Source organism: Desulfoscipio gibsoniae DSM 7213, from assembly GCF_000233715.2.
GTDB classification, from domain to species: domain Bacteria; phylum Bacillota; class Desulfotomaculia; order Desulfotomaculales; family Desulfallaceae; genus Sporotomaculum; species Sporotomaculum gibsoniae.
The window spans coordinates 2,797,534-2,820,140 of sequence record NC_021184.1 but is presented as its reverse complement, the minus strand read 5'-3'; the positions used below and the strand labels follow the sequence as shown (position 1 = coordinate 2,820,140).

Here is a 22,607-nt window from a genome sequence, read left to right as displayed (position 1 = left end):
AATAATGATATGACTGTTAACACTAAAAAAATAATCAAGAACGCCTATCGTGTTACCCGGGACAGAGGCATAACCGCCCTTAGAATCAGGGTCCCCGGCGGTCATCTTGACGTTAAATATTTAGATATCATCAAGGAAGTGGCCCAAAAATTCGGTAACGGAACCGTGCATATAACAACCCGTCAGGGTTTCGAGGTACCCGGCATATCCATGGTGAAAATGGATGAAGTAAATAAACTGATAGAGCCGATAATCAGGGGATTGGAACAAGAAACTGGCGTTTTTATTGAAAACACCGACGCAGGATATCCGGCCGCAGGGACCAGGAACGTTTCAGCCTGTGTCGGCAGCCGGGTCTGTCCCTATGCTAATTATGACACCACAGACCTGGCCTATAAAATTGAACGCACTATTTACCCGAACAATTTTCATGTGAAGATTGCCGCATCGGGGTGTCCAAATGACTGTATTAAGGCCCATATGCAGGATATAGGGATTCTGGGCATGGTTGAGCCGGTTTATGATCCAAACCGGTGTATTTCCTGCGGGGCCTGCGTGGAAAATTGCCGCAAGCGTTCCTCCGGGGCACTGAAAATGGTCAATTACCGCGTGGAAAGGGATGAAAAGCAATGCCTTGGCTGCGGAGAATGCGTGCTTACCTGTCCTAATGCCGCCTGGACCAGGGGGAAAAACTTGTACCGGCTGGTAATCATGGGACGTACTGGAAAAAAGAACCCGCGACTGGCACGCACTTTTATACAGTGGGTGGATGAGGATGTTGTACTCAGTGTAATCAGGAACATGTATAAATACATTGAAAAGCACATCGATCGCAGTTTACCAAAGGAGCACGTGGGCTATATCGTGGACAGAACCGGGTATAACGTTTTTAAGGATGAAGTATTAAATGGCGTAGACCTGACAAAAACTGCACAGTTAGCTGAATTTATGGACTTTAACGGTTATTTTTACAACAGGAACCATGCCCTTTTTGAATAGTATCAGACTGATCATTTCTTAGTAAGTTTTTCCCTTCGTTTTCATAGAACTTTCGCTTATCCTCATACATTTTCTTGTCGGCACAGGATAGTACATCCTGTGCTTTACCGAATTCTGAGGTTGAGCAAGTACCGATACTTAAATGCACACTTATAGGCTGTTCCTTGGAAGGGACATGGTTTTGTTCCTGTATTCTTAGTTTAATTACTTCCAGATCATCATGATCTACTTCAGGTAACAAAACGAGAAATTCGTCTCCCCCAAATCTAAAAACATAATCCGTCTGTCTAACACTATTACTTATTGTTTTCGCAGCCTTAACAAGTAATTTATCCCCTGCTTCATGGCCAAAATTATCATTTACATATTTCAGTGCATTAACATCCATTATGATAACCCCGAACGATTCTAGATGGCAATGGTTATTATTTAGGTACCTCAGGTGATCAACTTCCACCGGAGGCCAGACTCATTGCTGTAGCCGATGTATATGCTGCTTTGGCTGCAGACCGACCATACCGAAAAGGTATGGATCAAAGTGAGCTTATTGATACCATGCACGGTATGGTAAAAAGTTCTCATTTAGACGGTAAATATGTAGATGTACTCCTGGAACTACTTCCTGGTTATCGGAGTGCTGGAGCGGCTGGGTGATGCTATGGGCGGCGTTAATACCGATGAAAGCGCCATTGTGCCGTACGTGGTAGCCGAAAAATATATTTTAACCGCCAATGTGTACCCTCGCATGACCGCCATAGCCAGGGATTTGGCAAGTGTGCCCTCGGCCATGCGAGAAATTACGGTTTACACATGTTCCGCCGGGGGCACATCGGCTTGCGGTTGCCCGGCCAGCAATTTTTCCAGCAAGTAACCCGTTAAGATAATAGCGGGCAGGGTCAGGGCCAGGCGAAGTAAAGCGAAAGAGAGACCCATAAATTTAATTTCCATCATTAGCATGGGTATTTTAATAGTGGCCCAGGTGCCCAGGAAAATAACCGCATTGGTCATTCGGCAGCCTTTTTTGAGCAAAGCGTAAGCCACAGGAAACCCGGCGTACAGGGGCCCGGCCGCCGCCGTGGCCACCAGGATGGAGATAACAACACCTCTTATTCCGGAATCGGGACCAACGTGCTTTTCCACGATTTTACGCGGCACCCAGACATCCAGCAGCCCCACCAGAACTAAAATGGGCGGGATAAATAAAAGCATCTCGATCAGGTAATCCGCGGCGCTGGTGATGGCCGACACACCCCGGTCCGGGTAGTAATACCACAGCAAGCCGTCGGCAATAACCACGAGCAGGAATAACAGATACTTTTTCCACTGGTTTTTCATTGCAATACCACCCCCATGATGATGCCTATTACCAGCGCCATTACCAGGCCCAATAGGTTACGCCAAATGGTAAACCGCTTGCCGAAAAGCTCTATTTCCATTGGCGCTGTAACCACGCCCACCATCAGCACGGTAGTTAAAAAACAGGCCACCGCCGTTACGCTGGCCCCCGCATCAATTAATGAGGCGCCCAGGGGAAAGCCGATAAACGCCGGAATTAAAGTAATAGAGCCGATAATAGAAATTATAAAGATGCCCAGCGGGCTGTCGTTGCCTAAAAAGCCGGCGATAACCTCCCGGGGCACCAGGGCCAGCATCAAGCCGATGAGTCCGATAATCCCCAGCATGCTGGGTAATAGATTCAAAAGTTGCTTTTTGGCGATTTGCAGGGCTTTGCCGGTTTTTTCCCGGTCTTTGCGCCAGGAAACAATTAAAGCCACCGCCGCCAGAATAAAAAGTACGGCATTAAACATGTCGGTAACCCCATTTCAATAAAAATGCGTTAATCATGGTGTTGTGGTAAAGTTCTTTTCCACTGGGGTAAGAAGGAATTTTTGTTAACAAATTCGAATAATGTTTTGTTAAATAATTGTCTGGTTAATAAACAACTCTTAATTCAGGTGGGGTTTTAACCCATTCGTTGGGGACATTCCTCCGTAGGAGGTGTGTCCCTTATCTTAGAAGTTGTTATCCAGGAGCTCGGAGGAACATACATGATAGAATTTCTGGGCTGGCTTGGTTTTACCTTGCTAGTAAGCACTTTGATGCCTTTTTTATTGCGCCGTCTAAAACTTTGGCGAAAAGGGTTGACTTTGGGGGCTCGCTATCACCACCACCTGGCCCTGGCCTGCCTGGCTGTATTAACCCTGCATGGCTTTGGGGCTTTAAACGGAAGACGAGGGTGGGGAGCCCGGTTGAATTTTCAGAATGAGATTATTAGCGGGATATTTGCCTGGATGGTACTATTGGCCATATCTATGTTGGCATTGTCTGCGTTTCGGCAAAAACCATTTAAACGCACCCATTGCTGGTTGGTGGGATTGCTGGTCCTGTTAGTGCTGTACCACATTTAGCGTTCGGTAACCTGATTTCATTCATTATAATGACGTTTTATCCTCGGTAAATTTACTTATTTTCCGTATTAACTTTAATTTCTACCATATATTTCAAAAGATTGATTAATTAACTGGGAAAAGGAGAGGCTTAAGCCCCTCCTTTAAGCTCCTTGATTTTTCCTCCACTGCCTTGGTTTCCAGTTTTAAATCCTTCAGGTATTTTTCCAGCTTGGCTGTTTGTTCCTCTTTACCGAAAAACCGGCGTTTAAACCCGTTGGAGCTGCAGCAGCAGCCTTCACGCTGGACCGGTTGATGCTGTGAGCCCCCGTGGCATTGGTTCATGTGCCGGTGCGGGACTTGGTAACAGGCGTTAATTGGCTGCGGGCCTCCATGACAATGGCTATATTGACGTTGATGCCCATGACACATGTTTCCATTCTCCTTTCAAATTATTTTAATTTAATAGGAAAGTGCATGCTGGCCATGTTTAGGGCAAGAGCAAGGGTAGCATATTTTTAAAAGCGCGCGCCGGGGAACTGATTTTAGGGCGCGCCTTTCCTGTTCATTGGTTCCTGGAACTGGCTTTGATACTGTTCCAAGAATTTTTCCAGACGCTGCCGGTTAAAATTGATGGTGACCGCCCAGGCATGCAGAATTTCCTCCCCTTCGGCGGTGATTTCATACAGCCTTTTGGCCGGGCCGCCCTGCTCCGTTTCCCACCGCGAACGCACTTGCCCTTCTTCTTCCAATTTGCGCAGATGACGGTAGATGGTTCCGGGGTCAATTTCACTACTAGCGAAGCCAAACTCCTCCAGCTGTTGCATTAGTTCATAACCGTGGTTGGTCTGGCGGTGCAGCAGTAATAGCAGGCATGTCTGCATAAACCGCCCCATTTGCATACCTGCGCAGCGGCAGCTGCCTTTATGCTGGTTACCAAGATCCTGGCACAAAGTTAAAACCCCCATATATGCATATTGCCTATATAGAATGTTATCACAGGCTTAACAATTTGGCAATAATTAAAGTAAGTGAGCCGGTAATTAAATATTGTATTGTTAAGGAAAAATGCTATTATATCTGCAACTACATTAGGTGCATGATGCACATAGGTAAAGTTAGCCTGAAATGAGCCTTGGAAAAGAATTTAGATGTGTTAAGACGTTATTATGATAAGCCCTATTTTTTTAGGGTATGCTAATTTTTTGCAGTATTTCATAGCCTTCTCCAAAAATTGCCATTTTAATTAGTTTGATTTAATAGGATTTTATCGGTTACCCTTTAGCAGCGAAAGGATTTGATTCATCCGTTCTTCCAATGTTCCTGTTACTTTAAATATTACCGGCGGCTTACATACCTTCAGCATAGCACGTACCCAAAAGTCCAATTCTTTCTGATATTCCGGATTTGCATTCCGAAACTCGTCATTCTCCAAGGGTATTTCCGGAGACACATACAGCACCATGTCGTATTTTTTAGCTCGGCGCTTGCATAACTCATAGATAAACCGATTTATGGCTGCAGGTGTTGTGTGGGCAAGCCACTTACTCCAGTAAACCGCGATATCTATAACAGTCCGGTCACTCACAAACCCCTGTTTATACCGATCCTCAGACTGCAATTGAAGAATGAGACAATGAACCTCAAACGCTAAACCTAATTCCGGCCTATCTTTAATATCACGTGAAGGTCTGGTTATACCGAAATACTTTGCTGCCACCCGCGCCTGCTCTTCGATAAGCGGTAGCCCCAGTTCTGTTGCCAAAGCTTTTGACAGAGTTGTTTTGCCTGTACCTTGGGCACCGCAAAGTCCTATTTTCACGAAATCTCCTCCAACAAATGAACCACTAAGTATAGCTAAATATGATAGCTACCTCAATAATTGAAAGTAATGAAAGGTTATTAAAGATAGACCCGCGTTTTAGGTATTTTGCTTTATATATATTCTCATTAGTTCAACTGATTTTATTCGGGGTCAATTTAATATAGTCTTTTTGGATTATACTTTTAATGATATTTACCTTATTATTTATGCAGTTATAACTGTGTATTCTTTAAAACCATTAGATTTTTTTGACATAGTACAAAATGATGTACATTCTTGCCCGCCAGACCAAATTTTAAGCATTCTATTTCCTCGTTCGATATTTTTTATATTTTACTATTGACAAATGTAGTGACACATAATCTAATACAATTATAAGTGGATGTTATTAGTAATACATACCTGCATTTTGGACAAGTGGCTCTGCCGGTTGATTAAGTAATCAAAATAACAGGAATTGACCCGTAGAAAGTATATAAAATGAAGATGGATGTTTTATTGCCTGACACTGGCAAACCGATTATTCCCCTGGAAGTGTTCACCAGTCGGACAGGCAAAACATTAACAGATAATACTATTACCTCCAAACAAAATAATGATGCTGAGGGGGCTGCGTAAATGAAGTTGACTAATTTAAACATCGGAGTGCGGCTGGGGCTTGGGTTTGGTATAATTCTGCTGCTTATGGTGATTATGGTGAATAATGGCTTGTCACAAATGAAAAGTATCGAGGACAAACTGGAGCGTATTGTAAACGTTAACAATGCCCGTATCATGCTGGCCAATGATATGCTGCACAGTATATCCACTGTTAATCTTGGCATGCGGGAGATACTGCTAAACGATGACCCGGCTGCCAGACAAAGCGCCTACACGCAAATTGAAACCGCGCGGGCTCAATATAAGGAGTCATTTAATAAGATTAAGGAGCTTGATCAAACCGAGCAAGGCCGGGCGCTGCTAGACAAAGTAGATAGTCAATTGAATAATGCCCAATCGGCCAATAATCAAGTGATCGAACTGGGGATGGCCAACCGGACCGAAGAAGCCATAGCGGTATTGGCCTATAGCTCCGGGCCGGCCATGGCTGAGGTTAAAGATGCTATGGCTGAGCTGGTTAATTACCAGGAGGGGCGCAATCAAATGCGTTATGAGGAGGCAGTGCAAGTTTACATTGATACCCGGCTGATGGTATTACTAATGAGCGGGGTAGTGCTGCTGCTAACTTTATTGATGGCTGTTTTTTTTACGCGCAGTATTACCGGCCCGGTAGCTGGTTTGATTAAGGCAGTAAATATTACTGCGGGTGGGGATTTAACCGCCGATATTGCAGTAAGATCCAAAGACGAAGTCGGTAAACTAGCCGGCGCCTTTAATTTAATGATTAAACAAATGAGGGAAGTAGTGCTCAATATATTGGACAGGTCCAACCATGTGGCGGAATCAGCCCAGCAGCTAAACTCAATTTCTCAGCAAACCGCAGCCTCCGCCAATGAAACTTCTGCGGCTATGAATGAAATTTCTACTACGGTGGAACAGATAAATAGCCATGTGCAAAATATATCGGCTGTTTCGAATGACGCAAATCACCAGGCCAATGAAGGCAATAGGGCTATCGCTAAAGTTAACGGGCAGATGAAAAACATTGCGGATTCCGCTGCCGGAGTAGCCGCCGCTATTGAAGGCTTGAGTGACAAATCCCGCGAGATTAACCAGATAGTGGAGCTGATTACCAGTATTGCCGACCAAACCAACCTTTTGGCACTTAACGCTGCCATTGAGGCGGCCCGGGCCGGGGAACACGGGCGGGGGTTTGCTGTGGTGGCCGAGGAAGTAAGGAAGCTGGCGGAACAATCAGCCGACGCGGCCAAGAAAATAGTAGTTTTAGTTAACACCATGCAGTCTGAGTCCCAAAAGGCGGTGGATATTATGGCCCGGGACAGTCAAAATGTTGATGCGGGTACCCGGGTTGTCGGTGAAGTTGGTGATAACTTTAAGGGAATCATTGACGCGGTGCAGGGACTTTCATCGCAAATCCAGGAAGTGGCGGCGGCTACGGAACAGATGTCCTCAGGGGTGCAAAACGTAGCGTCCTCAACGGAAGAACAAACCGCAGCTATGGAGGAATTGTCGGCTTCAGCTGAGTCTATGGCCAGGTTATCGGATGAGCTAAATGCCCTGGTGGGTAGATTCAAGGTTTAATCCGGGCGGCCAGGAATTTGGCGCATAATCATTGCGCTATAGAAATAAGCCTGTAGAATAATATGATTTAACGCTGAATTGGTTATTTTTTACTTGATAATATAAGTGAAGTATTGTTTAATATTATTAATTTGTGAAATTTGTTTCATGTTAGACATCCATGCCGTTGTCCGCTAATCAGAGGTTAAAATATAATATAGATTATCATGCGGAGAGCAACGTAGCACTCATATTGAATTTGTTTACGCCAGTCATCGGACATTGTTTCGTTGCGCTTTTAATGACATTTGTAAAGAGTAACCGAGGAATATAATCTGAAAATAATCAGGTTTTAAAAGGCTTATCCACGTTCATTTAAGTGAAAAAAATCACAAATTGTGGTGACAATAATACGGATGATGACGGATGGAACTATAATTTGCTGGTGGATTGTCTGCCGCTCAAAGAAAATAGGATTAGGAATGGATGTGGTGGGGCAGATTAAGCCTTTTGAAAAATTAGCGCCTATTATTCTACACCACCACGAGCGCTACGACGGTTTGGGCTATCCGGGTGGCCTGGCGGGGGAAGAGATACCTTTGGAGGCAAGGATTATAGCCATAGCAGATGCTTATGACGCTATGACCAGCTACCGAACTTACCGTTCGGCCAGAACGTCCAACGTAGCGCTAACGGAAATTGAAAGAGAGTCAGGTATCCAATTTGATCCCCACCTGGCTAGGCTATTTATTAAAATTCTTTAAAGGGAGTATGCAATGAAGCAGTTCTTAAGAAAGGAGGGACCTCAAGGTGAAAAATAAAGCAGTGGGTGAAGAAATACTGAACTCCATAACAGTCATCAAGGGGTTAAACGAATTGATTTTTAAAAATACTTATCCCGAAGAAACAGCTATTATAAATCAATAAGTTAACAAAATATGCCGCATTACCATCGAGTTTTTCGGTTTGGATATGAACCTAATTAAAAGTGAATAAGTAATAAGCGTTAGGCCGACTTTCCGGTTATAAAACTAAAATTGATACGAAAGGGGTGAATGGGCATTAAAGGCCGAACCATGAGATTAAACATTAGAACCAGATTGGCTGTAATTATAGCCTTGATCGTAATTATTTCGGTAGCTTCAATAGGCTACCTGTCATATAACAAGTCTCGGGCTATGTTGGTAGATTTCACGCGGGACAAACTTTTGACGGACGCTCAAATATATTCGGACATGATTGATAAGTATATATATGAACGGAGTCAGGATATCAATATTTTGGTTCTAAACCCGGTCATTAGCAGCCCTGATGTTTCTGCGGAAGAAAAATCCGCCGCGTTGCAAGAGTTTAAACAATATTATAGTTGTTACGCTTCTATTTCGCTTACCGATGTTAGCGGGCTGCAGATAGCGGACAGTGACGGCAATGTAGGAACAATGAAGCACGAAACCGAATGGTTTGACCCTGCCATCAAAGGTAATATGTATATATCCGACGTGCGCATGTCCCTGGACCTGGGGAAACCAATTCTTAACTTTGCCGGTCCGGTTAAAGACAGGGACGGCAATATAATCGGGGCTTTAACCACCCGGTTGATACTGGAAGATACTATTTGGGTTATAGCGGATGAATTCGGCAGATTACGAAAGGAAGCCGGAAATAATGGCTATGCTTTCGTAATTAATGATCAGGGTGTGATTATGGCTCACCCCGATCGAAATATGGTGCTCAACAAGAATATTTTTAACGAGGGTGTCGATGCGCTAAAGGCTGTCGGCGAAAAAATGGTTAACGGGGAAACCGGGTTTACTCGCTATGTTTACGAAGGAGAAGATAAGTATATTGCCTATGTACCTTTGGACGGCTGGGGAGATTATAAAGGCATGGGTTGGTCAATCGCTCTTACTTCACCGGTTAACGACTTTCTGGGCCCGGTTTACGCATTACGGGGTTACGGTATAACCATAGGTATAATTGCGATACTCTTAGGTCTGGTAATGGCACTGGTTTTTGCGGGGCAAATTGCCAAACCGATCAGTTTAATGCTTGACAATGTAAATTATGTGGCTAACGGTGACTTAAGCCGTGATATTAATGTACGCGGCAATGATGAAATCGGTCAACTGGCCGGTGCATTTAACAAGATGGTGGCCGGCCTCAGGGAAATCGTGGGTAAATTACAGGATAACTCAGTAAAGCTTTCATCCCAGAGCCAGCAGCTGGCTGCATCAGGACAAGAGGTTGGAGCCACTGTTGAAGAGTTGGCGGGTACAACCACCGAAGTGGCCGCTGCAACTGCCCAGGCTACTGAAAATGCCCGCTTAGCAGAGGAACAGTCGAGAAACACGCGCCAAATGGCCGCAGCAGGCAGTAAAGCTATTGAGCAGGCCCTGGAAAAGATTAAATCCATTGCCGATGATACAAAGGTTACTTCCCGGGCAGTGGAAGAACTGGGCCATCAATCAGAGCAGATCGGCCAAATAATCAACACCATTACGGGCATTGCCGACCAGACTAATCTGTTGGCTTTGAACGCGGCTATCGAAGCGGCCAGGGCCGGGGAACATGGCCGGGGGTTTGCGGTAGTGGCCGAGGAGGTACGTAAATTAGCCGAGCAATCAGGCCGGGCGGCCAATGAAATAACCGCATTAATTAACCAAATGCAAACCAAGGTTAAAGATTCAATTGTTTCCATACATCATGGCACGGCTATGGTTGGCGAGGGGGTCGAGCTAGCCGGCAAAGCGGGTACTGCCTTAAGCGATATTGTTCAGGCCATTCATAAAATTTCTGAAATGGTTAAGGACATGGCCCAGGGCAGCAACCAGGTTAACGATGATACACAGCAACTGGCGGCGGCTCAGGAAGAGGTCTCTTCCACAATGCAGCAGGTAACCAACGCGGCCCAGGAGTTGGCCACAATAGCTATGGAATTACAAAAGGCCGCAGAACAATTCAAGGTGGAAGATTAAAAATTGGGATTAAAGGTTTTATGTGGTGCATATTATGCTGCATAGACTATAAATCGCATTTAAGATATAATATGATAAATAAAACAAGGTAAGAAGGTGTAAGTAGTGTATACGGTGAAAATTTCATCTCGTGGACAAATTGTAATTCCGGCGGAAGCAAGAAATATTCTAAATATAAAAGAAGGAGATAAACTTTCGATTCACATTGAAGATGAGAAAATCATTTTAAAGACCAAGCCGGCGAAAGCTAAAAAAGGAATAGTGGATCAAACTTTCGGACTGCTATCAGATTTGGATTATGATCTAAAACTGCATGTTAATGAATTACGAAAAGACTCTGGAAAAAGGTTGGACCGATGAAAGTGGTTGTTGATACCAATATAATTATCGATCACTTAAAAGGCTTGTCCGAGGCTCGTCAACAACTTAAAAACATTGAAAATGAAGTATATGAAGGTTACATTTCTACCATTACCATAATGGAGCTTTTATCTGCGCCCAGGTTTTCCGAAAAGCGTTGTGAAACAATTAACAATTTGCTTAAAATATTTGAACACATACCCGTTGATAGGAAAATTGCAGCTACTGCGGGTAAGTTTTTATCAATATACCGTGCTTCACATGGCCTTGAACCAATGGATGCCCTAATAGCGGCAACTGCTTACATTAACGAAGCAGTGTTATTTACTTTAAATATTAAACATTTTAGATATATCGAAGGGCTAGTTAGTATAAACCCATATACAATGATTAATGATTAATAAATGGTATAATCAACAACAAAATTACAAGAGCTTTGGACTTCGTCCTTTTGGGGTTTAATGAAAGCATATGAAAAGGCAGGACCTGCATATTTAGCAAAAGTAATTAATTTTTTTAACGCAGCCAAAAAACATAGTGATAAAAATTTATCACTATGTTTTTTGTATATAGAAGGGTATAAAAAAACGACCCTTTCTATTACACATGGACAATACACATTGGAATTACCTGATTTGAGAATGGTAATAAAAACCTTGTAACAAATTTACCATAATTTAAATATTATGGATTGATTAAAATATTACGTTAAAAAAGGGGAACCCAAAATGAGTGATGAAACATTGTCACCAGCTGTAAAAGAGGTTTGTCAAAGGGAGACAGCAAACACGAACTTAAACGTGGTGGAATGCTGTGAAATTGGGCCGACGAGTGCACGGCAGCGTAACCAAGAAGCATTTGAAGTTCGACAGGACGCAGCGGTTTTTCAAAGGGACCTTCCTCTCCCGGGCCATCCCTGCAACGGTGATGAGGATTTATTTCCAAGTAAAATCGGCAACTATTCCAAGGGGTTAGCGCATAATCAACTTGGCGAAGTTAACCTTAATAACTATAGGGACTTGATTAGGGCATTATCGACCGGTGACCCGGACGATTTAGAGTTTATAACTTTGGGAGGGGTTACCAAGCTTGTTAATCCCCAGGCCGCTTATGCATTCGATCTGGCGGGATCTGATTCTCATCATTTGGGTATGATTCCGGCACCGGCCTTCAGCAGCGTCCAGATTGCCGGTGAGATGGCCGAACTGTACTGGCAGGCGCTAACCCGTGATGTGCCTTTCGCAGATTACGACACCGATCCGCTGACCATCGCGGCTGCTTCTGATCTATCGGATTTTTCAGATTTTCGCGGGTCAAAAGTCAATGGAATGGTCACCACGGGGACCTTATTCCGGGGAAATACGCCCAGTGACCTGGTGGGGCCTTATATTTCCCAGTTTCTATGGCAGGACATTCCCTTCGGGGCTAAAACCATCGTCCAGCGATATCGTACAACGGCGGCCGGCGACGACCACCTGACCTCGTACCAGGATTGGCTGAGCATCCAAAACGGTTTTGCTCCGGCAACCTCAAATGTATTCGACCCCACACCTCGTTATATTCGCAGCGGTCGTGATTTGGGCGAATATGTTCACCTGGATTTCTCCTACCAGGGTGTTCTCGGCGCTTGTTTGATTCTGCTTGGTTTTGGGCAGAGAGCACTGGATCTGCCCAATCCCTATTTGCGTTCGTTAACCCAGGTCGGCTTTGCCACCTTTGGTAGTCCGCATATTCTGGATTTGGTGGCCCGGGCGGCGCGGGCGGCGACGGAGGCCGCCTGGTTCCAGAAATGGCTGGTCCATCGTCGGCTCCGGCCCGAGGAGTTCGGCGGACGCGTTCAAAATCTTTTAACGGGCGCCGCCAGCTATTCAATTAACCAGGAACTGCTTGATTCCCAGGCGGTTGGCGAAGTCTTCAGCAGGTTTGACACCTACCTGTTGCCCCAGGCTTATCCGGAAGGCTGCCCCGCCCATCCGGCCTATCCAGCCGGCCACGCCTGCATTGCCGGGGCCGGGGTTACCATGCTGAAGGCGTTCTTTAATGAATCCTTTGTTGTCCCCAATCCGGTTGCAGCCAGTTCCGACGGCCTCTCGCTGGTTCCTTTCCAGGGCCCGCCTTTAACGGTTGGTGGGGAATTGAACAAACTGGCCGCCAATATCTCCTTTGGCCGCGATTATGCAGGTATCCACTGGCGCTCCGACGGGATTGAGGGTTTAAAGCTGGGTGAAGCGGTGGCCATTGGCATCCTGCAGGATTACAGGAACACCTATAATGAGGATTTTCGCGGCTTTACCCTCACCAAGTTTGACGGGACCAGCATCATTATTTAATCTTCATCGCCATCTACGAATTAGGGCTTGCTGAACCAAACAAAAACCCAATAAAATCAAGGATTTAGGAGCATATTTGTCGAAATAAGATGCATGGAAAATGCGGTAAAGATTGCAAAAACCGTGCACCTGGAGGCAAAAAATATGTTCCGTAAAGTGGAAAACCAATATTATCTTGAAGAATTTATATTGCCTTTTGAAGGCAAATTAAGAGCTGATAACCGCTGGGTAAAACTAGCTAAAATTATCCCCTGGGAAAGCATCGAAGAACGCTATGCCAATCTTTTTCCCAGCAACCGTGGACAGTTGGCTAAACCCGTCAGAATGGCCCTTGGTGCCTTAATCATTAAAGAGAAATGTGGCTATAGTGACCGTGAAACAGTGGAGCAGATCACTGAGAATCCGTACTTACAATACTTCATCGGTCTAAGGGAATACCAGGATCGGCCACCATTTGATTCTTCACTAATGGTCCACTTTCGTAAGCGTTTTGGCTCTGAAACCCTAAAAGATATCAACGAAGAAATCTGTCGTGCCGCCAAGAAAGCGGAAGAGCAAAAGAAGGACGATGACAACAAGCCTAAACCGCCTTCAGGTGGCAAAAAAACGCACGCGAAAGAACCAAATAGCCCAGAAAGCAAAGCATCTTCTTTTGAGGTATATCCAGCAAACAAAGGCAAACTCATCTTGGATGCCACCTGCGCCCCGGCAGACATACGCTACCCCACTGACTTATCCTTGCTTAACGAAGCTAGGGAGAAGTTGGATAACATTATCGATCTCGTGCACAAGACTCTTGGTAAGCCAGGTAGAAGACCACGTACTTATCGTCAAATAGCTCGTAAAGCCTACCTTAACATTGTTCACAACAGAAAGCCTGGTAAAAAAGCTATCCGAAAAGCCATCGGCAAGCAGCTGCGCTATGTGAGGCGCAACCTAAGTGCTGTAGACCGCCTACTAGCTATGGCCGGTGATAGTCATGGTCTGAGTCAGAAACAACAGGATACATTGCGCACCATACGTATGGTCTATGAACAACAACTCCATATGTATACCTACCGCAAACACAAGATAAATGATCGCATTGTAAGCATCAGCCAGCCGCATGTGCGTCCCATTGTCCGAGGTAAGGCCACGGCTGATGTCGAGTTCGGCGCGAAAGTCGCTATCAGTATGGTAGATGGCTACGCCTTCGTGGAAACGCTGAGTTGGGATGCCTTCAATGAAGGAGTAACCTTGCAAGAATCGGTGGAATATTACCGCCAAAAGTACGGGTACTACCCTGAAGCCGTTCAAGCCGACAAAATATACCGGAATAGGGAAAACCTGCGCTTCTGCGATAGATATAACATACGGCTCAGTGGACCACGGCTAGGAAGACCACTGATTGATAAAGTGCTACAGAAAGAGCAGAGACGCATAGAACGGCAAGATGCCAGCGAACGCAATGCTGTAGAAGCCAAATTTGGAGAAGGCAAGCGTCGCTATGGTTTGGCACGTATTATGGCACGTCTAAAAGAGACCGCTGAAAGCGTGATCTGCTTGCAGTTCCTAGTGATGAACTTGGAGCATAAACTCCGTGTTCTTTTGTTCTTTTTTATGCGGCGTCTGTTTCGGTATAATCTGGGTTGTCAGGAACCGTCATTATACTGTTTTAATTAAAAATTAAGGTCGGTTCAGCAAGTCCGAATTAAAGAATAGCGCCAACATTCAATTTGACCGTCGGTTGGTATAAGCATTTATAAAGTACTTGAAAATGAAGTTAATGCCCCGGGTATGTTTTGAGTAACCTCCCCAGTAATTACATCTGCACCTTGGATCGAGGAAATTACCCGGTTTGACCGGTGTTAAGCTTCACTACCTTATCGGGATTGAGTATCAGATTGGGGTCCAGGGCCTTTTTGATGGCTGTAATCATCTTTAGCTGCACCGGGTCTGTAAATTTAGCCATGGCTTTTACCCGTTTGGCTCCATACCATGTTCGCCCGACAGGTTTCCCCCGCTGGCGTGGGTAATAGTATATATTTCGTCCAACACCTTTTCTTTTACGGCATACCATGCAGCATCATCCATATTTTCCTTAAGCAGAGTGGCATGGATATTGCCGTCGCCGGTGTGGCCAAAGCAGGGTATTTTAATAGAATATTTTTCAGCTATCCTGTTGATTTCAGCCAGCACCGCAGGTATCTTGTTTACCGGCACAACAATATCTTCCATGCAGTACACCGGGCTGGTAACGCGCAGCGCCTCAGCCAGGTGCCGCCGGGCTTTCCAGATTTTTTCCTGGCTGGCCCTGTTATCACCCACAAATACATCCAGCCCGCCGTTTTCCAGGCAGATGGTACCGATGGCCTTGACAAAATAATTCAGCACAGCATAAAATATAGCTTGATGAAAGTAACTAACCAGTTACTTACTTCCTTTTGCTTGGAGGCTATCTTATGGAAAAACTTCAAAAAACAACTCCCCCAAAAGTAGATGGTCGAGAACAACGTTCAGAGGAAAGCCGTACTCGTATCTTAAATGCAGCAACAACAATCTTTGCCCGAAAGGGGCCTGAGGGTTCTCGAGTGGATGAGATCGCTAAAAAGGCGGGCATTAATAAGCGGATGATATACCATTATTTTGGAAGCAAAGAAAACCTGTATTTGGAAGTCCTTCGCTATAATTACAATAAAATCTACACTTTAAGTAAAAATACCTTTGATTTAGCTGATGATCCCAAAGTGAATTTGGCCCGTGCTATTAGAGCTTACTTCTACTTCTTAGCCGAAAATGAAGCGTTTGTAAGGCTTACAAACTGGGAAGCGCTCAATGAAGGCCGGTTTGCAGGTAAGGTTATACCTCAATTTTTTGATCTGATTGAATTAGAGTTTGACGATATTATTAAGGACGGGATTGAGTGGGGATTCATTCGGCCGGATATAGATACCCGTCATGTAGTGCTTAGTGTGCATGCCTTATGCCTTATTTATTTTAGCCGGCGGGAAATTGTTAATTCTCTCTGGCAGGAAGATATACTATCCGGAAAGATGCTTGAAGCACGTTTGCAGCATATTTTAAGCCTCGTTTTTGATGGGGTTTTGAGCCATAAGGAGATGAAATGACCGCAAAAATATTAGATAAGTCAGCTTTAATTAAGTTTATATAGTAGTAGTCGTTTATGTGGATAAATTCAATGACCAAGCTGTAGGGGGGCGGTTTTTAATGGAAGCCTTAAATAAAATAGATTTTAAAAAAGTGATGGTCTTTATCCTTTTTATGAGCATTATTTGCATTGGTATTCTTATATTCTATCGTTACTTCTATCTACAAAAGGTCATATTGGACAATGAACGTCAGAGTCTGACCGCGACGGGGACAATTGAAGCCACGACTGTGCTGGCATCGTTCAAGATCCCCGGTAAACTAAAGAATGTATTAGTAGATGAAGGTATTAAAGTGGAAATTGAGCAAGAAATAGCCTCCTTGGAAGATCAAGAAATTAGCTCTGACCTAGTTGCTGCTCAAGGTGCCTATGATGCAGCAGTGGCTCAGGCCCAGCAAGCATCAGAATCGGTTTCCCTAACCAGTGAACAGGTTGAAAGTACGATTAATCAGTTGCAGGCTAAATTGGCTCAGGCTGAAATTGGGGTAAAAGATGCTAAACTATCATACGACCGAGCCTTATCATTATTTCAAAGCGGAGCTGTTCCTCAAAAAACTTTAGATGATGCTACAAGTGCCTATAATTTGGCTCAAAGCAAGTTGCATGAAGCCCGGGCCGGTCTTGAACAGGCACTGGCAAATAAGCTTAATGTATCAGTGGCCCAATCGCAATATCAGGCGGCTCAAGGATCGGTCAAACAAGCCAGTGGTGCCGTCCAAAAAGCTGAGGCATATCTAAAAAACACCCATTTACTATCACCTATATCCGGATATATTACGAAAAAATATCTCCAACCGGGTGAAATGCTTAATGCCGGTACCCCGGTATATGAGATTACAGATCTAGTTCACACCTATGTAAACATTTATATAAGCGAGAAAAAGATTGGACGTGTTCATCTGAATCAGGAAGCTGAGATCACTGTAGATGCCTTCCCGGATCGGGTTTTCAAGGGTAAGGTTGTATTAATCAACGATGCCGGTGAATTTGCAGTTCAAAAAGCTATCGATGACCAGTATGAACATGATATCCGCAGTTTTCGTGTCAAGATTGATGTGCCCAATGATGATCTGGCATTGAAGACAGGTATGACAGCCAGGGTTAGGATCATTGAAGGGGGGCAGTAGGTTTGGAGCCAATAATTATTGTCAGGGACCTGGTACAGAAAATTGGGCGCAATATGCTTTTAAATGGGATATCCTTTGATGTGTTGCCTGGAGAAAGTTTTGGTGTGTTTGGCGTTCGTGGGGCAGGTAAAACAACGTTATTACATATTTTGGCCGGTATAGATCGATTCAAATCCGGCCAGGTTGAAGTTTTGGGTTGTAATATAACGAAATCCGAAAACTTTAAACGTAATTTGGGAATTGTTACACAGGAAAGCAGCCTGTTCCTTGATATGACAGTTGGGGAAAATCTTGACTTTATTGCTGCTTTAAAAAACGCTTCACGAGCCGATGTGTACAATTTAATAGAACGCTATGAATTAAATGATTCTCTATCTGAGCCTGTCACTGTTCTTACACTGGGAATCTTTCAACGTCTTTCCCTTGCTTGTGCCATGCTAAACCGGCCAAAATTGTTGATTGCCGATGAAATCATTAAGGATTTTGATTTATATTCGCGCAACCTCATTTTAAGAGAGTTGCGGCAATTTCAAGCTGAGGGTGGAACCTGTGTTTACGGCTTTAGCAATATTGAATTTTGTGAACATATGAGTAAAGTTGGTTGGCTGGAGAGTGGACAAATGAACATTTATGAGCCAAAGGATGCCCAAACGGAATGGAACAGGCAGGTAAAATTTTACACGGAACAGAGTGATCGTCATCATGTTTAAACAGTACCTGGTAATTATGAAGCGTGAATTATTTTATATGTGGCGGGACAAAGGTTTACGTTATATTTTGATTGCCGGGCCACTGCTGGGGTTGTTTTTGTTTATGGGAATCTATGATCACCCAAGGATTGACAATATTCCCACTGCGATCGTTAACTTGGACAAGAGCGGTGCCAGCCGCCAAGTTGTTGCTGAGTTGAAGAATACTCAAGATTTAGAGATCATTTATTATCCCAATAGTTTTGAACAACTAGAGGAGTTGATCAAAAGAGGACAGGTGATGGTAGGTGTAGTCATCCCTGAAAATTATAGTAAAAATATTGCCTTGCATCGCCAAACCAAAGTGGCCGTGGTTATTGATGGCGCAAACATGACTTATGCTACAAATGCTGCAAGTGCAGTATTAACGGTGACGCGAACGTTGGGGACCCAAGTAGGGGTTAAAACCTTGATAGCTCAGGGTATGCAGCCGAACCAAGCCCAAGAAGCCTATCAGTCAATCGACTTCCGGGAAGAAGCGTGGTTTAATCCTACCTTAAATTATGCCTATTTCTTGGTGCTTCCTTTAGTACTTAATATCTGGCAGCAGTGTTGTACTCTAGCTTCCTGCATGAATATCATCGGCGAAAATGGGTTCCGAAGCTGGATACAGATCAAGTCTTCCAGGATGTCTATTTTTAAGTTTTTTTTCTGCAAGTCTATCGTCCATATTTTTATTTTTATGCTCATAATATTGCCAGTCTATTTCTTGGCTTTCGTAGTCTTTAAACTTCCCCTTAATTGCGATCTAATTACTTTCCTGTTATATACATTGGTATTTGCAATTTCCCTGCACAGCGTTGGAACACTGATATCAAGTTTGTCCAGGAGTGCGGTTGATGCTTCGCGTTTTGGGATGGTTATCGCTTTGCCATCCTTTGTTATATCCGGTTATACATGGCCCATTGAAGCAATGCCGCAATGGTTTCAGCCTGTGGCCTGGGTCTTTCCCCAGACCTGGTTTTTTCAGGGGATAAACTATCTTGTTTTTAAAAACCCGGGTTGGGAATTTATGGGCCGTTATTTTTTAATTTTAGGTATTATGTCAGTTATCTGCTATAGCTTGGCTGCTTTGTTTACGCACGGTCTTAAGGCACGTTTTAGATAAGAGGTGGTTAACATGAAACAGATTCTGAATATTGCTCACTACGAAGTTATTCAGATATTTAAAGATCGAATTCTTTTATTGATTGTATTTGTCGTTCCATTACTCTATGTATCTTTGCTTGGTATGATTTACGCCTCCAGCATCCTGCAGCATGTGCCTCTCGGAATTGTTGACCTTGACAACTCTGTCGAAAGTCGTGCCGTAGTCTCCGCCTTTGAGAATACGAATAATTTCCAAGTAATACCGGGAATTAATACATATGCAAATTTAGAAAAAGGGATGAAAAACGGTACGATACGGGCGGGGGTAGTGATCCCGGAAGATTACTCCCAAAGGTTATCTCAGCACCAGCTTACGCAGATTTTAACTGTATATGATGGTTCCAACCTGATTTACGGGTATAATACCCGCAGATACTTCCAGCAAGTACTTAATACCTTCAGTGCTGACCATACAGCTGCCTATCTCGGTGGGCTGGGGATGAGCAAGCAAGAAATTACATATGTCATGGATAGCGTCTCTTTTAGCATGCAGGTTTGGTATAATCCAAACTATAGTTATACTACCTTTATCTTTATGGGTTTAGTCATTATAGTCTTACACCAAATCGGTCTTATGGGCATTGGTCTTTCTGTCACCAGGGAAAAGGAAAGGAATTCATGGATCCAGTATCTTTGTGCCGCGGTTCCCCAGTGGAAGATTTTTATGGGCAAAGCTCTACCCTATTTTATAGTGAATTTTTTTAACTATAGTTTATTATTATGGGTTGCAGCTCGGTGTGTAAATGTCAAAATTGAAGGATCACTTGCTTTGATTCTATTGCTTGGCCTAATCTTTAATATCATTATTACTTCTCTGGGGTTTATTATTTCGCTTTATGCGCCCAACTCCTTGCAAGTGACGCGTTATCTCATGTTATTATCAATTCCTCTTTTCTTTATTTCAGGGTACACTTGGCCCGGTACCCATATGCCGGTGTATCTTAACGGACTGGGTAAGCTTATGCCTTACACTTGGATGTCCGAGGGTTTACGTTTGGTTACGGTTAAGGATTTGGGATTTTACTACTTGGACATCACGTTAATAATGATGGGCATCATAGCTGCAGTGACCTCATTTTTCGCCTTAACCTTCTCCAAACGACGGAACCCTGTAGTAGAGGATGGAGTGATGGTAAATAGCGGAATCAATTATCCAGGAAAGAACTCTTGGTGAGACAGGGGGAGACAGGGGGGACGTTTCGTTTGTCTTATTTATTTACGTCTCATTCTTGTTTTATAACTCTTACTTAATTTATTGATTAAATAATTATGAGGCCTTTTTATAACAATACCATAGAAGTAGCTGGTGTACTAAATCCACATAATTTATTATGCAAAAGGAATACATGGAAAAAGCGCGAATACTAGGTAATGTTATAAGTAATGCTAATAAACAGAAAAAATAAGTAAACGGAGGTTTATAGAGTGAGCGTACGTATTGCCATTATCGGAGGCACCGGGGTGTACGACCCCAATATATTGACGGATATTACCGAGGAAAAAGTGGATACTCCCTTTGGCAGTATCAAGGTGAAAGTTGGTAATTACCAGGGCAAGCGGGTTGCATTTATGGCCCGGCATGGCGAAGACCATTCCGTGGCGCCGCACCTTATCAACTACCGGGCTAATATATACGGGCTGCGCATGCTGGGTGTGAAAAATATTTTCGCCACTGCTGCGGTGGGCTCTTTAAATCCAGATATGAAGCCTAAAGATTTTGTTTTCATAGACCAGTTTTTAGACTTTACCAAATCCAGGGCACAAACATTTGTGGAGCAAGGGGTTATACACCTGGATATGACCGACCCGTATTGTCCCCGACTCCGCCAGGTATTGTGCGATGCCGCCCAAAAACAAGGCCTGCCCTACCACAGAACGGGGACGTATGTCTGTATGGAGGGACCGCGCTTTGAAACCCCGGCGGAAATCCGCATGCTTAGCCAGCTGGGAGGAGATGTGGTGGGCATGACCAGCGTGCCTGAAGTGGTGCTGGCCCGTGAAGCCGAAATATGTTATGCCACCATAGTCATGGTTACTAACTTTGCTGCTGGTATATCTCCGGACCGGCTGTCTCACCAGGAAGTGGTGGATGTCATGGATGAGAATGTGCATAATTTAAGAGGTTTAGTTATGGAAGCAATTTCCCGAGTTGATGAACAAGCAGACTGTTCGTGTCAACATCTACCCCAGGACCCGTCTGCGGTAAAATAATTTTGGGCAACGAGAAATGCAGAGTTGGAAAGGATCGGTGTTTACAACTATGGAAACTATGCGCTGGGTTGACGGTTGTTTGGAGATTTTAGATCAGACGCTGCTGCCGGGAAAAGCTGAGTATATCAAGTGCGAGCAATATACAACCGTTTGTGATGCCATTTGCCGTCTAAGTGTACGTGGTGCACCGGCCATCGGGGCCGCCGCTGCCTACGGGTTGGTCCTGGGCGCTGCAGCTCTAAAACCTGCAGGTAAAGATGAATTTATCGCCGCAGTGGAGCAAATTGCCCGGAATTTATCCGTCACCAGACCCACGGCCGTGAATTTGCAGTGGGCTTTAGACCGAATGCTTAGGGTTTTACATAATTACACTTCCGGCAATGTTGAGGATTTGAAGGAAACATTACTGAGAGAGGCGCACGCCATTTATGCCGAAGACCTGGAGAGCAACCGTCGCATGGGCGAGTTTGGTGAAAAGCTGGTTCCCACCAATGCCGCTATTTTAACACATTGTAATGCCGGTGCCCTGGCCACCGCGGGTATCGGCACCGCTCTAGGGGTAATTCGGGCTGCTCACCAGGCCGGTAAAAATATCAGTGTTTATGCTGATGAAACCAGACCGCTGCTCCAGGGAGCCCGTTTAACCACCTGGGAAATGGTACAGGAAAAAATACCGGTAACTTTGTTAACCGATAACATGGCCGGTTACCTGATGGCTTGCGGTAAAGTAGATCTGGTTATTGTCGGTGCGGATCGCATTGCCGCCAATGGCGATGTAGCCAACAAAATAGGCACCTATGGTGTGGCGGTGCTGGCCAAAGAACATGGTCTGCCTTTTTACGTGGCTGCACCCATGTCCACCATTGATTTCAACATAGCCAGCGGGCAGGGGATACCGATTGAGAACCGGGATGATCGGGAAGTGACTTGTTTTGCCGGTCAGCAGGTGGCACCGGAAGGTGTTAAAGTTTGGAACCCTGCTTTTGATGTTACGCCGGCTCACTTGGTCACAGCCATTATCACCGACCGGGGTGTAGCCCGGCCGCCTTATACAGAAACACTGGCGGCGCTGGCCGGTAGATAATACCCGTATACAGTATATGTTTAAAAAACAGGCATGTGTAGTTTAAATCCTTGAAATAGTTTAATATATTTAACCTACCAGC

Annotated in this window: 27 protein-coding genes; 20 read left to right on the top strand and 7 right to left on the bottom strand. The window is 44.4% G+C overall.

What is annotated here, in order from left to right:
• Positions 1-9 precede the first annotated feature (9 nt).
• Positions 10-999 (top strand): sulfite reductase subunit C, encoded by a 990-nt coding sequence (gene asrC / locus DESGI_RS13300; RefSeq protein ID WP_006523635.1) that lies wholly within the window; start codon positions 10-12, stop codon positions 997-999.
• On the opposite strand, the gene DESGI_RS13295 is transcribed toward asrC, so the two are convergent.
• Entirely contained in the window at positions 956-1,456 is a 501-nt protein-coding gene (locus tag DESGI_RS13295) for a GGDEF domain-containing protein (protein WP_006523636.1), read from the bottom strand. The two genes, asrC and DESGI_RS13295, sit on opposite strands and share 44 nt — an antisense overlap.
• Between DESGI_RS13295 and DESGI_RS26310 the strand changes: the two genes are divergently transcribed.
• Positions 1,405-1,653: an HD-GYP domain-containing protein gene (locus DESGI_RS26310; protein WP_337833204.1), complete on the top strand. Its 249-nt coding sequence runs from the start codon at positions 1,405-1,407 to the stop codon at positions 1,651-1,653. The two genes, DESGI_RS13295 and DESGI_RS26310, sit on opposite strands and share 52 nt — an antisense overlap.
• Positions 1,601-1,870, top strand: a complete 270-nt coding sequence (locus DESGI_RS24600; RefSeq protein WP_006523637.1) for a hypothetical protein — start codon at positions 1,601-1,603, stop codon at positions 1,868-1,870. The genes DESGI_RS26310 and DESGI_RS24600 overlap by 53 nt, the downstream gene beginning before the upstream one ends.
• Here the strand turns inward: DESGI_RS24600 and DESGI_RS13290 are convergent.
• Positions 1,804-2,334, bottom strand: a complete 531-nt coding sequence (locus tag DESGI_RS13290) for a permease (RefSeq protein ID WP_006523638.1) — start codon at positions 2,332-2,334, stop codon at positions 1,804-1,806. The genes DESGI_RS24600 and DESGI_RS13290 overlap by 67 nt on opposite strands.
• Positions 2,331-2,807, bottom strand: coding sequence for a hypothetical protein (locus tag DESGI_RS13285; protein ID WP_006523639.1), 477 nt, complete (start codon positions 2,805-2,807; stop codon positions 2,331-2,333). Before DESGI_RS13285 ends, DESGI_RS13290 begins: the two co-directional genes overlap by 4 nt.
• A 240-nt stretch (positions 2,808-3,047) precedes the next feature.
• On the opposite strand from DESGI_RS13285, the gene DESGI_RS13280 reads away from it, so the two are divergent.
• Positions 3,048-3,407 (top strand): ferric reductase-like transmembrane domain-containing protein, encoded by a 360-nt coding sequence (locus DESGI_RS13280; RefSeq protein WP_006523640.1) that lies wholly within the window; start codon positions 3,048-3,050, stop codon positions 3,405-3,407.
• Between the two features lie 524 nt (positions 3,408-3,931).
• Here DESGI_RS13280 and DESGI_RS13270 read toward each other — a convergent pair.
• Entirely contained in the window at positions 3,932-4,339 is a 408-nt protein-coding gene (locus DESGI_RS13270) for a helix-turn-helix transcriptional regulator (protein WP_157872780.1), read from the bottom strand.
• 314 nt (positions 4,340-4,653) lie between these two features.
• Positions 4,654-5,208 (bottom strand): AAA family ATPase, encoded by a 555-nt coding sequence (locus DESGI_RS13265; protein ID WP_006523643.1) that lies wholly within the window; start codon positions 5,206-5,208, stop codon positions 4,654-4,656.
• 483 nt (positions 5,209-5,691) lie between these two features.
• Here DESGI_RS13265 and DESGI_RS24595 point away from each other — a divergent pair, with 483 nt between their 5' ends.
• The 9 genes from DESGI_RS24595 (at position 5,692) to DESGI_RS13225 (ending at position 14,719) form a co-directional block, all read left to right on the top strand.
• Complete coding sequence (locus DESGI_RS24595) at positions 5,692-5,829, top strand: hypothetical protein (protein ID WP_157872779.1); 138 nt, start codon at positions 5,692-5,694, stop codon at positions 5,827-5,829.
• A complete protein-coding gene (locus tag DESGI_RS13260) occupies positions 5,830-7,413 on the top strand; it encodes a methyl-accepting chemotaxis protein (protein WP_006523644.1) in 1,584 nt (527 codons plus the stop codon).
• Between the two features lie 395 nt (positions 7,414-7,808).
• Complete coding sequence (locus tag DESGI_RS13255; RefSeq protein WP_083939845.1) at positions 7,809-8,156, top strand: HD-GYP domain-containing protein; 348 nt, start codon at positions 7,809-7,811, stop codon at positions 8,154-8,156.
• A gap of 291 nt (positions 8,157-8,447) precedes the next feature.
• A complete protein-coding gene (locus DESGI_RS23120; RefSeq protein ID WP_006523647.1) occupies positions 8,448-10,367 on the top strand; it encodes a methyl-accepting chemotaxis protein in 1,920 nt (639 codons plus the stop codon).
• Positions 10,368-10,472: 105 nt separating this feature from the next.
• Complete coding sequence (locus DESGI_RS13245; RefSeq protein ID WP_006523648.1) at positions 10,473-10,727, top strand: AbrB/MazE/SpoVT family DNA-binding domain-containing protein; 255 nt, start codon at positions 10,473-10,475, stop codon at positions 10,725-10,727.
• Positions 10,724-11,128, top strand: a complete 405-nt coding sequence (locus DESGI_RS13240) for a type II toxin-antitoxin system VapC family toxin (RefSeq protein WP_006523649.1) — start codon at positions 10,724-10,726, stop codon at positions 11,126-11,128. The genes DESGI_RS13245 and DESGI_RS13240 overlap by 4 nt, the downstream gene beginning before the upstream one ends.
• Before the next feature lie 60 nt (positions 11,129-11,188).
• Positions 11,189-11,389, top strand: coding sequence for a hypothetical protein (locus tag DESGI_RS13235; protein WP_041284891.1), 201 nt, complete (start codon positions 11,189-11,191; stop codon positions 11,387-11,389).
• A 66-nt stretch (positions 11,390-11,455) separates the two neighbouring features.
• Positions 11,456-13,057 (top strand): vanadium-dependent haloperoxidase, encoded by a 1,602-nt coding sequence (locus DESGI_RS13230; RefSeq protein WP_006523650.1) that lies wholly within the window; start codon positions 11,456-11,458, stop codon positions 13,055-13,057.
• Positions 13,058-13,201: 144 nt separating this feature from the next.
• The gene (locus DESGI_RS13225; protein WP_006521257.1) at positions 13,202-14,719 is read left to right on the top strand and encodes an IS5 family transposase; all 1,518 of its coding nucleotides are present in this window, start codon (positions 13,202-13,204) and stop codon (positions 14,717-14,719) included.
• Between the two features lie 166 nt (positions 14,720-14,885).
• Here DESGI_RS13225 and DESGI_RS26105 read toward each other — a convergent pair whose 3' ends face one another.
• Complete coding sequence (locus DESGI_RS26105; protein ID WP_157872778.1) at positions 14,886-15,008, bottom strand: FAD-linked oxidase C-terminal domain-containing protein; 123 nt, start codon at positions 15,006-15,008, stop codon at positions 14,886-14,888.
• A gap of 5 nt (positions 15,009-15,013) precedes the next feature.
• Positions 15,014-15,430 (bottom strand): FAD-binding oxidoreductase, encoded by a 417-nt coding sequence (locus DESGI_RS13220; RefSeq protein WP_006521899.1) that lies wholly within the window; start codon positions 15,428-15,430, stop codon positions 15,014-15,016.
• Between the two features lie 68 nt (positions 15,431-15,498).
• On the opposite strand from DESGI_RS13220, the gene DESGI_RS13215 reads away from it, so the two are divergent.
• From DESGI_RS13215 to mtnA, 7 genes are all read left to right on the top strand, one after another.
• Entirely contained in the window at positions 15,499-16,164 is a 666-nt protein-coding gene (locus tag DESGI_RS13215) for a TetR/AcrR family transcriptional regulator (protein ID WP_006521898.1), read from the top strand.
• A gap of 100 nt (positions 16,165-16,264) precedes the next feature.
• Entirely contained in the window at positions 16,265-17,332 is a 1,068-nt protein-coding gene (locus DESGI_RS13210) for an HlyD family secretion protein (RefSeq protein WP_006521897.1), read from the top strand.
• Positions 17,333-17,334: 2 nt separating this feature from the next.
• Positions 17,335-18,042: an ATP-binding cassette domain-containing protein gene (locus tag DESGI_RS13205; protein ID WP_006521896.1), complete on the top strand. Its 708-nt coding sequence runs from the start codon at positions 17,335-17,337 to the stop codon at positions 18,040-18,042.
• Complete coding sequence (locus tag DESGI_RS13200; RefSeq protein WP_006521895.1) at positions 18,035-19,189, top strand: ABC transporter permease; 1,155 nt, start codon at positions 18,035-18,037, stop codon at positions 19,187-19,189. Before DESGI_RS13205 ends, DESGI_RS13200 begins: the two co-directional genes overlap by 8 nt.
• A 12-nt stretch (positions 19,190-19,201) precedes the next feature.
• Complete coding sequence (locus DESGI_RS13195) at positions 19,202-20,404, top strand: ABC transporter permease (protein ID WP_006521894.1); 1,203 nt, start codon at positions 19,202-19,204, stop codon at positions 20,402-20,404.
• Between the two features lie 251 nt (positions 20,405-20,655).
• Positions 20,656-21,441, top strand: a complete 786-nt coding sequence (gene mtnP, locus DESGI_RS13190; RefSeq protein ID WP_006521893.1) for an S-methyl-5'-thioadenosine phosphorylase — start codon at positions 20,656-20,658, stop codon at positions 21,439-21,441.
• Positions 21,442-21,490: 49 nt separating this feature from the next.
• Complete coding sequence (mtnA, locus tag DESGI_RS13185) at positions 21,491-22,525, top strand: S-methyl-5-thioribose-1-phosphate isomerase (protein WP_006521892.1); 1,035 nt, start codon at positions 21,491-21,493, stop codon at positions 22,523-22,525.
• Positions 22,526-22,607: the final 82 nt, after the last annotated feature.

What these genes read in the sequence shown, in the direction of transcription:
- DESGI_RS13200 (WP_006521895.1), top strand. Translation starts at nt 18,035, where the DNA reads ATGTTTAAACAGTACCTGGTAATTATGAAGCGTGAATTATTTTATATG.
- DESGI_RS26105 (WP_157872778.1), bottom strand. Translation starts at nt 15,008, where the DNA reads ATGGCTAAATTTACAGACCCGGTGCAGCTAAAGATGATTACAGCCATC.
- DESGI_RS13260 (WP_006523644.1), top strand. Translation starts at nt 5,830, where the DNA reads ATGAAGTTGACTAATTTAAACATCGGAGTGCGGCTGGGGCTTGGGTTT.
- DESGI_RS23120 (WP_006523647.1), top strand. Translation starts at nt 8,448, where the DNA reads ATGGGCATTAAAGGCCGAACCATGAGATTAAACATTAGAACCAGATTG.
- DESGI_RS13210 (WP_006521897.1), top strand. Translation starts at nt 16,265, where the DNA reads ATGGAAGCCTTAAATAAAATAGATTTTAAAAAAGTGATGGTCTTTATC.
- DESGI_RS13235 (WP_041284891.1), top strand. Translation starts at nt 11,189, where the DNA reads ATGAAAGCATATGAAAAGGCAGGACCTGCATATTTAGCAAAAGTAATT.
- DESGI_RS24600 (WP_006523637.1), top strand. Translation starts at nt 1,601, where the DNA reads ATGTACTCCTGGAACTACTTCCTGGTTATCGGAGTGCTGGAGCGGCTG.
- DESGI_RS13240 (WP_006523649.1), top strand. Translation starts at nt 10,724, where the DNA reads ATGAAAGTGGTTGTTGATACCAATATAATTATCGATCACTTAAAAGGC.
- asrC (WP_006523635.1), top strand. Translation starts at nt 10, where the DNA reads ATGACTGTTAACACTAAAAAAATAATCAAGAACGCCTATCGTGTTACC.
- DESGI_RS13280 (WP_006523640.1), top strand. Translation starts at nt 3,048, where the DNA reads ATGATAGAATTTCTGGGCTGGCTTGGTTTTACCTTGCTAGTAAGCACT.
- DESGI_RS24595 (WP_157872779.1), top strand. Translation starts at nt 5,692, where the DNA reads ATGAAGATGGATGTTTTATTGCCTGACACTGGCAAACCGATTATTCCC.
- mtnA (WP_006521892.1), top strand. Translation starts at nt 21,491, where the DNA reads ATGGAAACTATGCGCTGGGTTGACGGTTGTTTGGAGATTTTAGATCAG.
- DESGI_RS13230 (WP_006523650.1), top strand. Translation starts at nt 11,456, where the DNA reads ATGAGTGATGAAACATTGTCACCAGCTGTAAAAGAGGTTTGTCAAAGG.
- DESGI_RS13255 (WP_083939845.1), top strand. Translation starts at nt 7,809, where the DNA reads ATGATGACGGATGGAACTATAATTTGCTGGTGGATTGTCTGCCGCTCA.
- DESGI_RS13290 (WP_006523638.1), bottom strand. Translation starts at nt 2,334, where the DNA reads ATGAAAAACCAGTGGAAAAAGTATCTGTTATTCCTGCTCGTGGTTATT.
- DESGI_RS13215 (WP_006521898.1), top strand. Translation starts at nt 15,499, where the DNA reads ATGGAAAAACTTCAAAAAACAACTCCCCCAAAAGTAGATGGTCGAGAA.
- DESGI_RS13195 (WP_006521894.1), top strand. Translation starts at nt 19,202, where the DNA reads ATGAAACAGATTCTGAATATTGCTCACTACGAAGTTATTCAGATATTT.
- DESGI_RS13225 (WP_006521257.1), top strand. Translation starts at nt 13,202, where the DNA reads ATGTTCCGTAAAGTGGAAAACCAATATTATCTTGAAGAATTTATATTG.
- DESGI_RS13285 (WP_006523639.1), bottom strand. Translation starts at nt 2,807, where the DNA reads ATGTTTAATGCCGTACTTTTTATTCTGGCGGCGGTGGCTTTAATTGTT.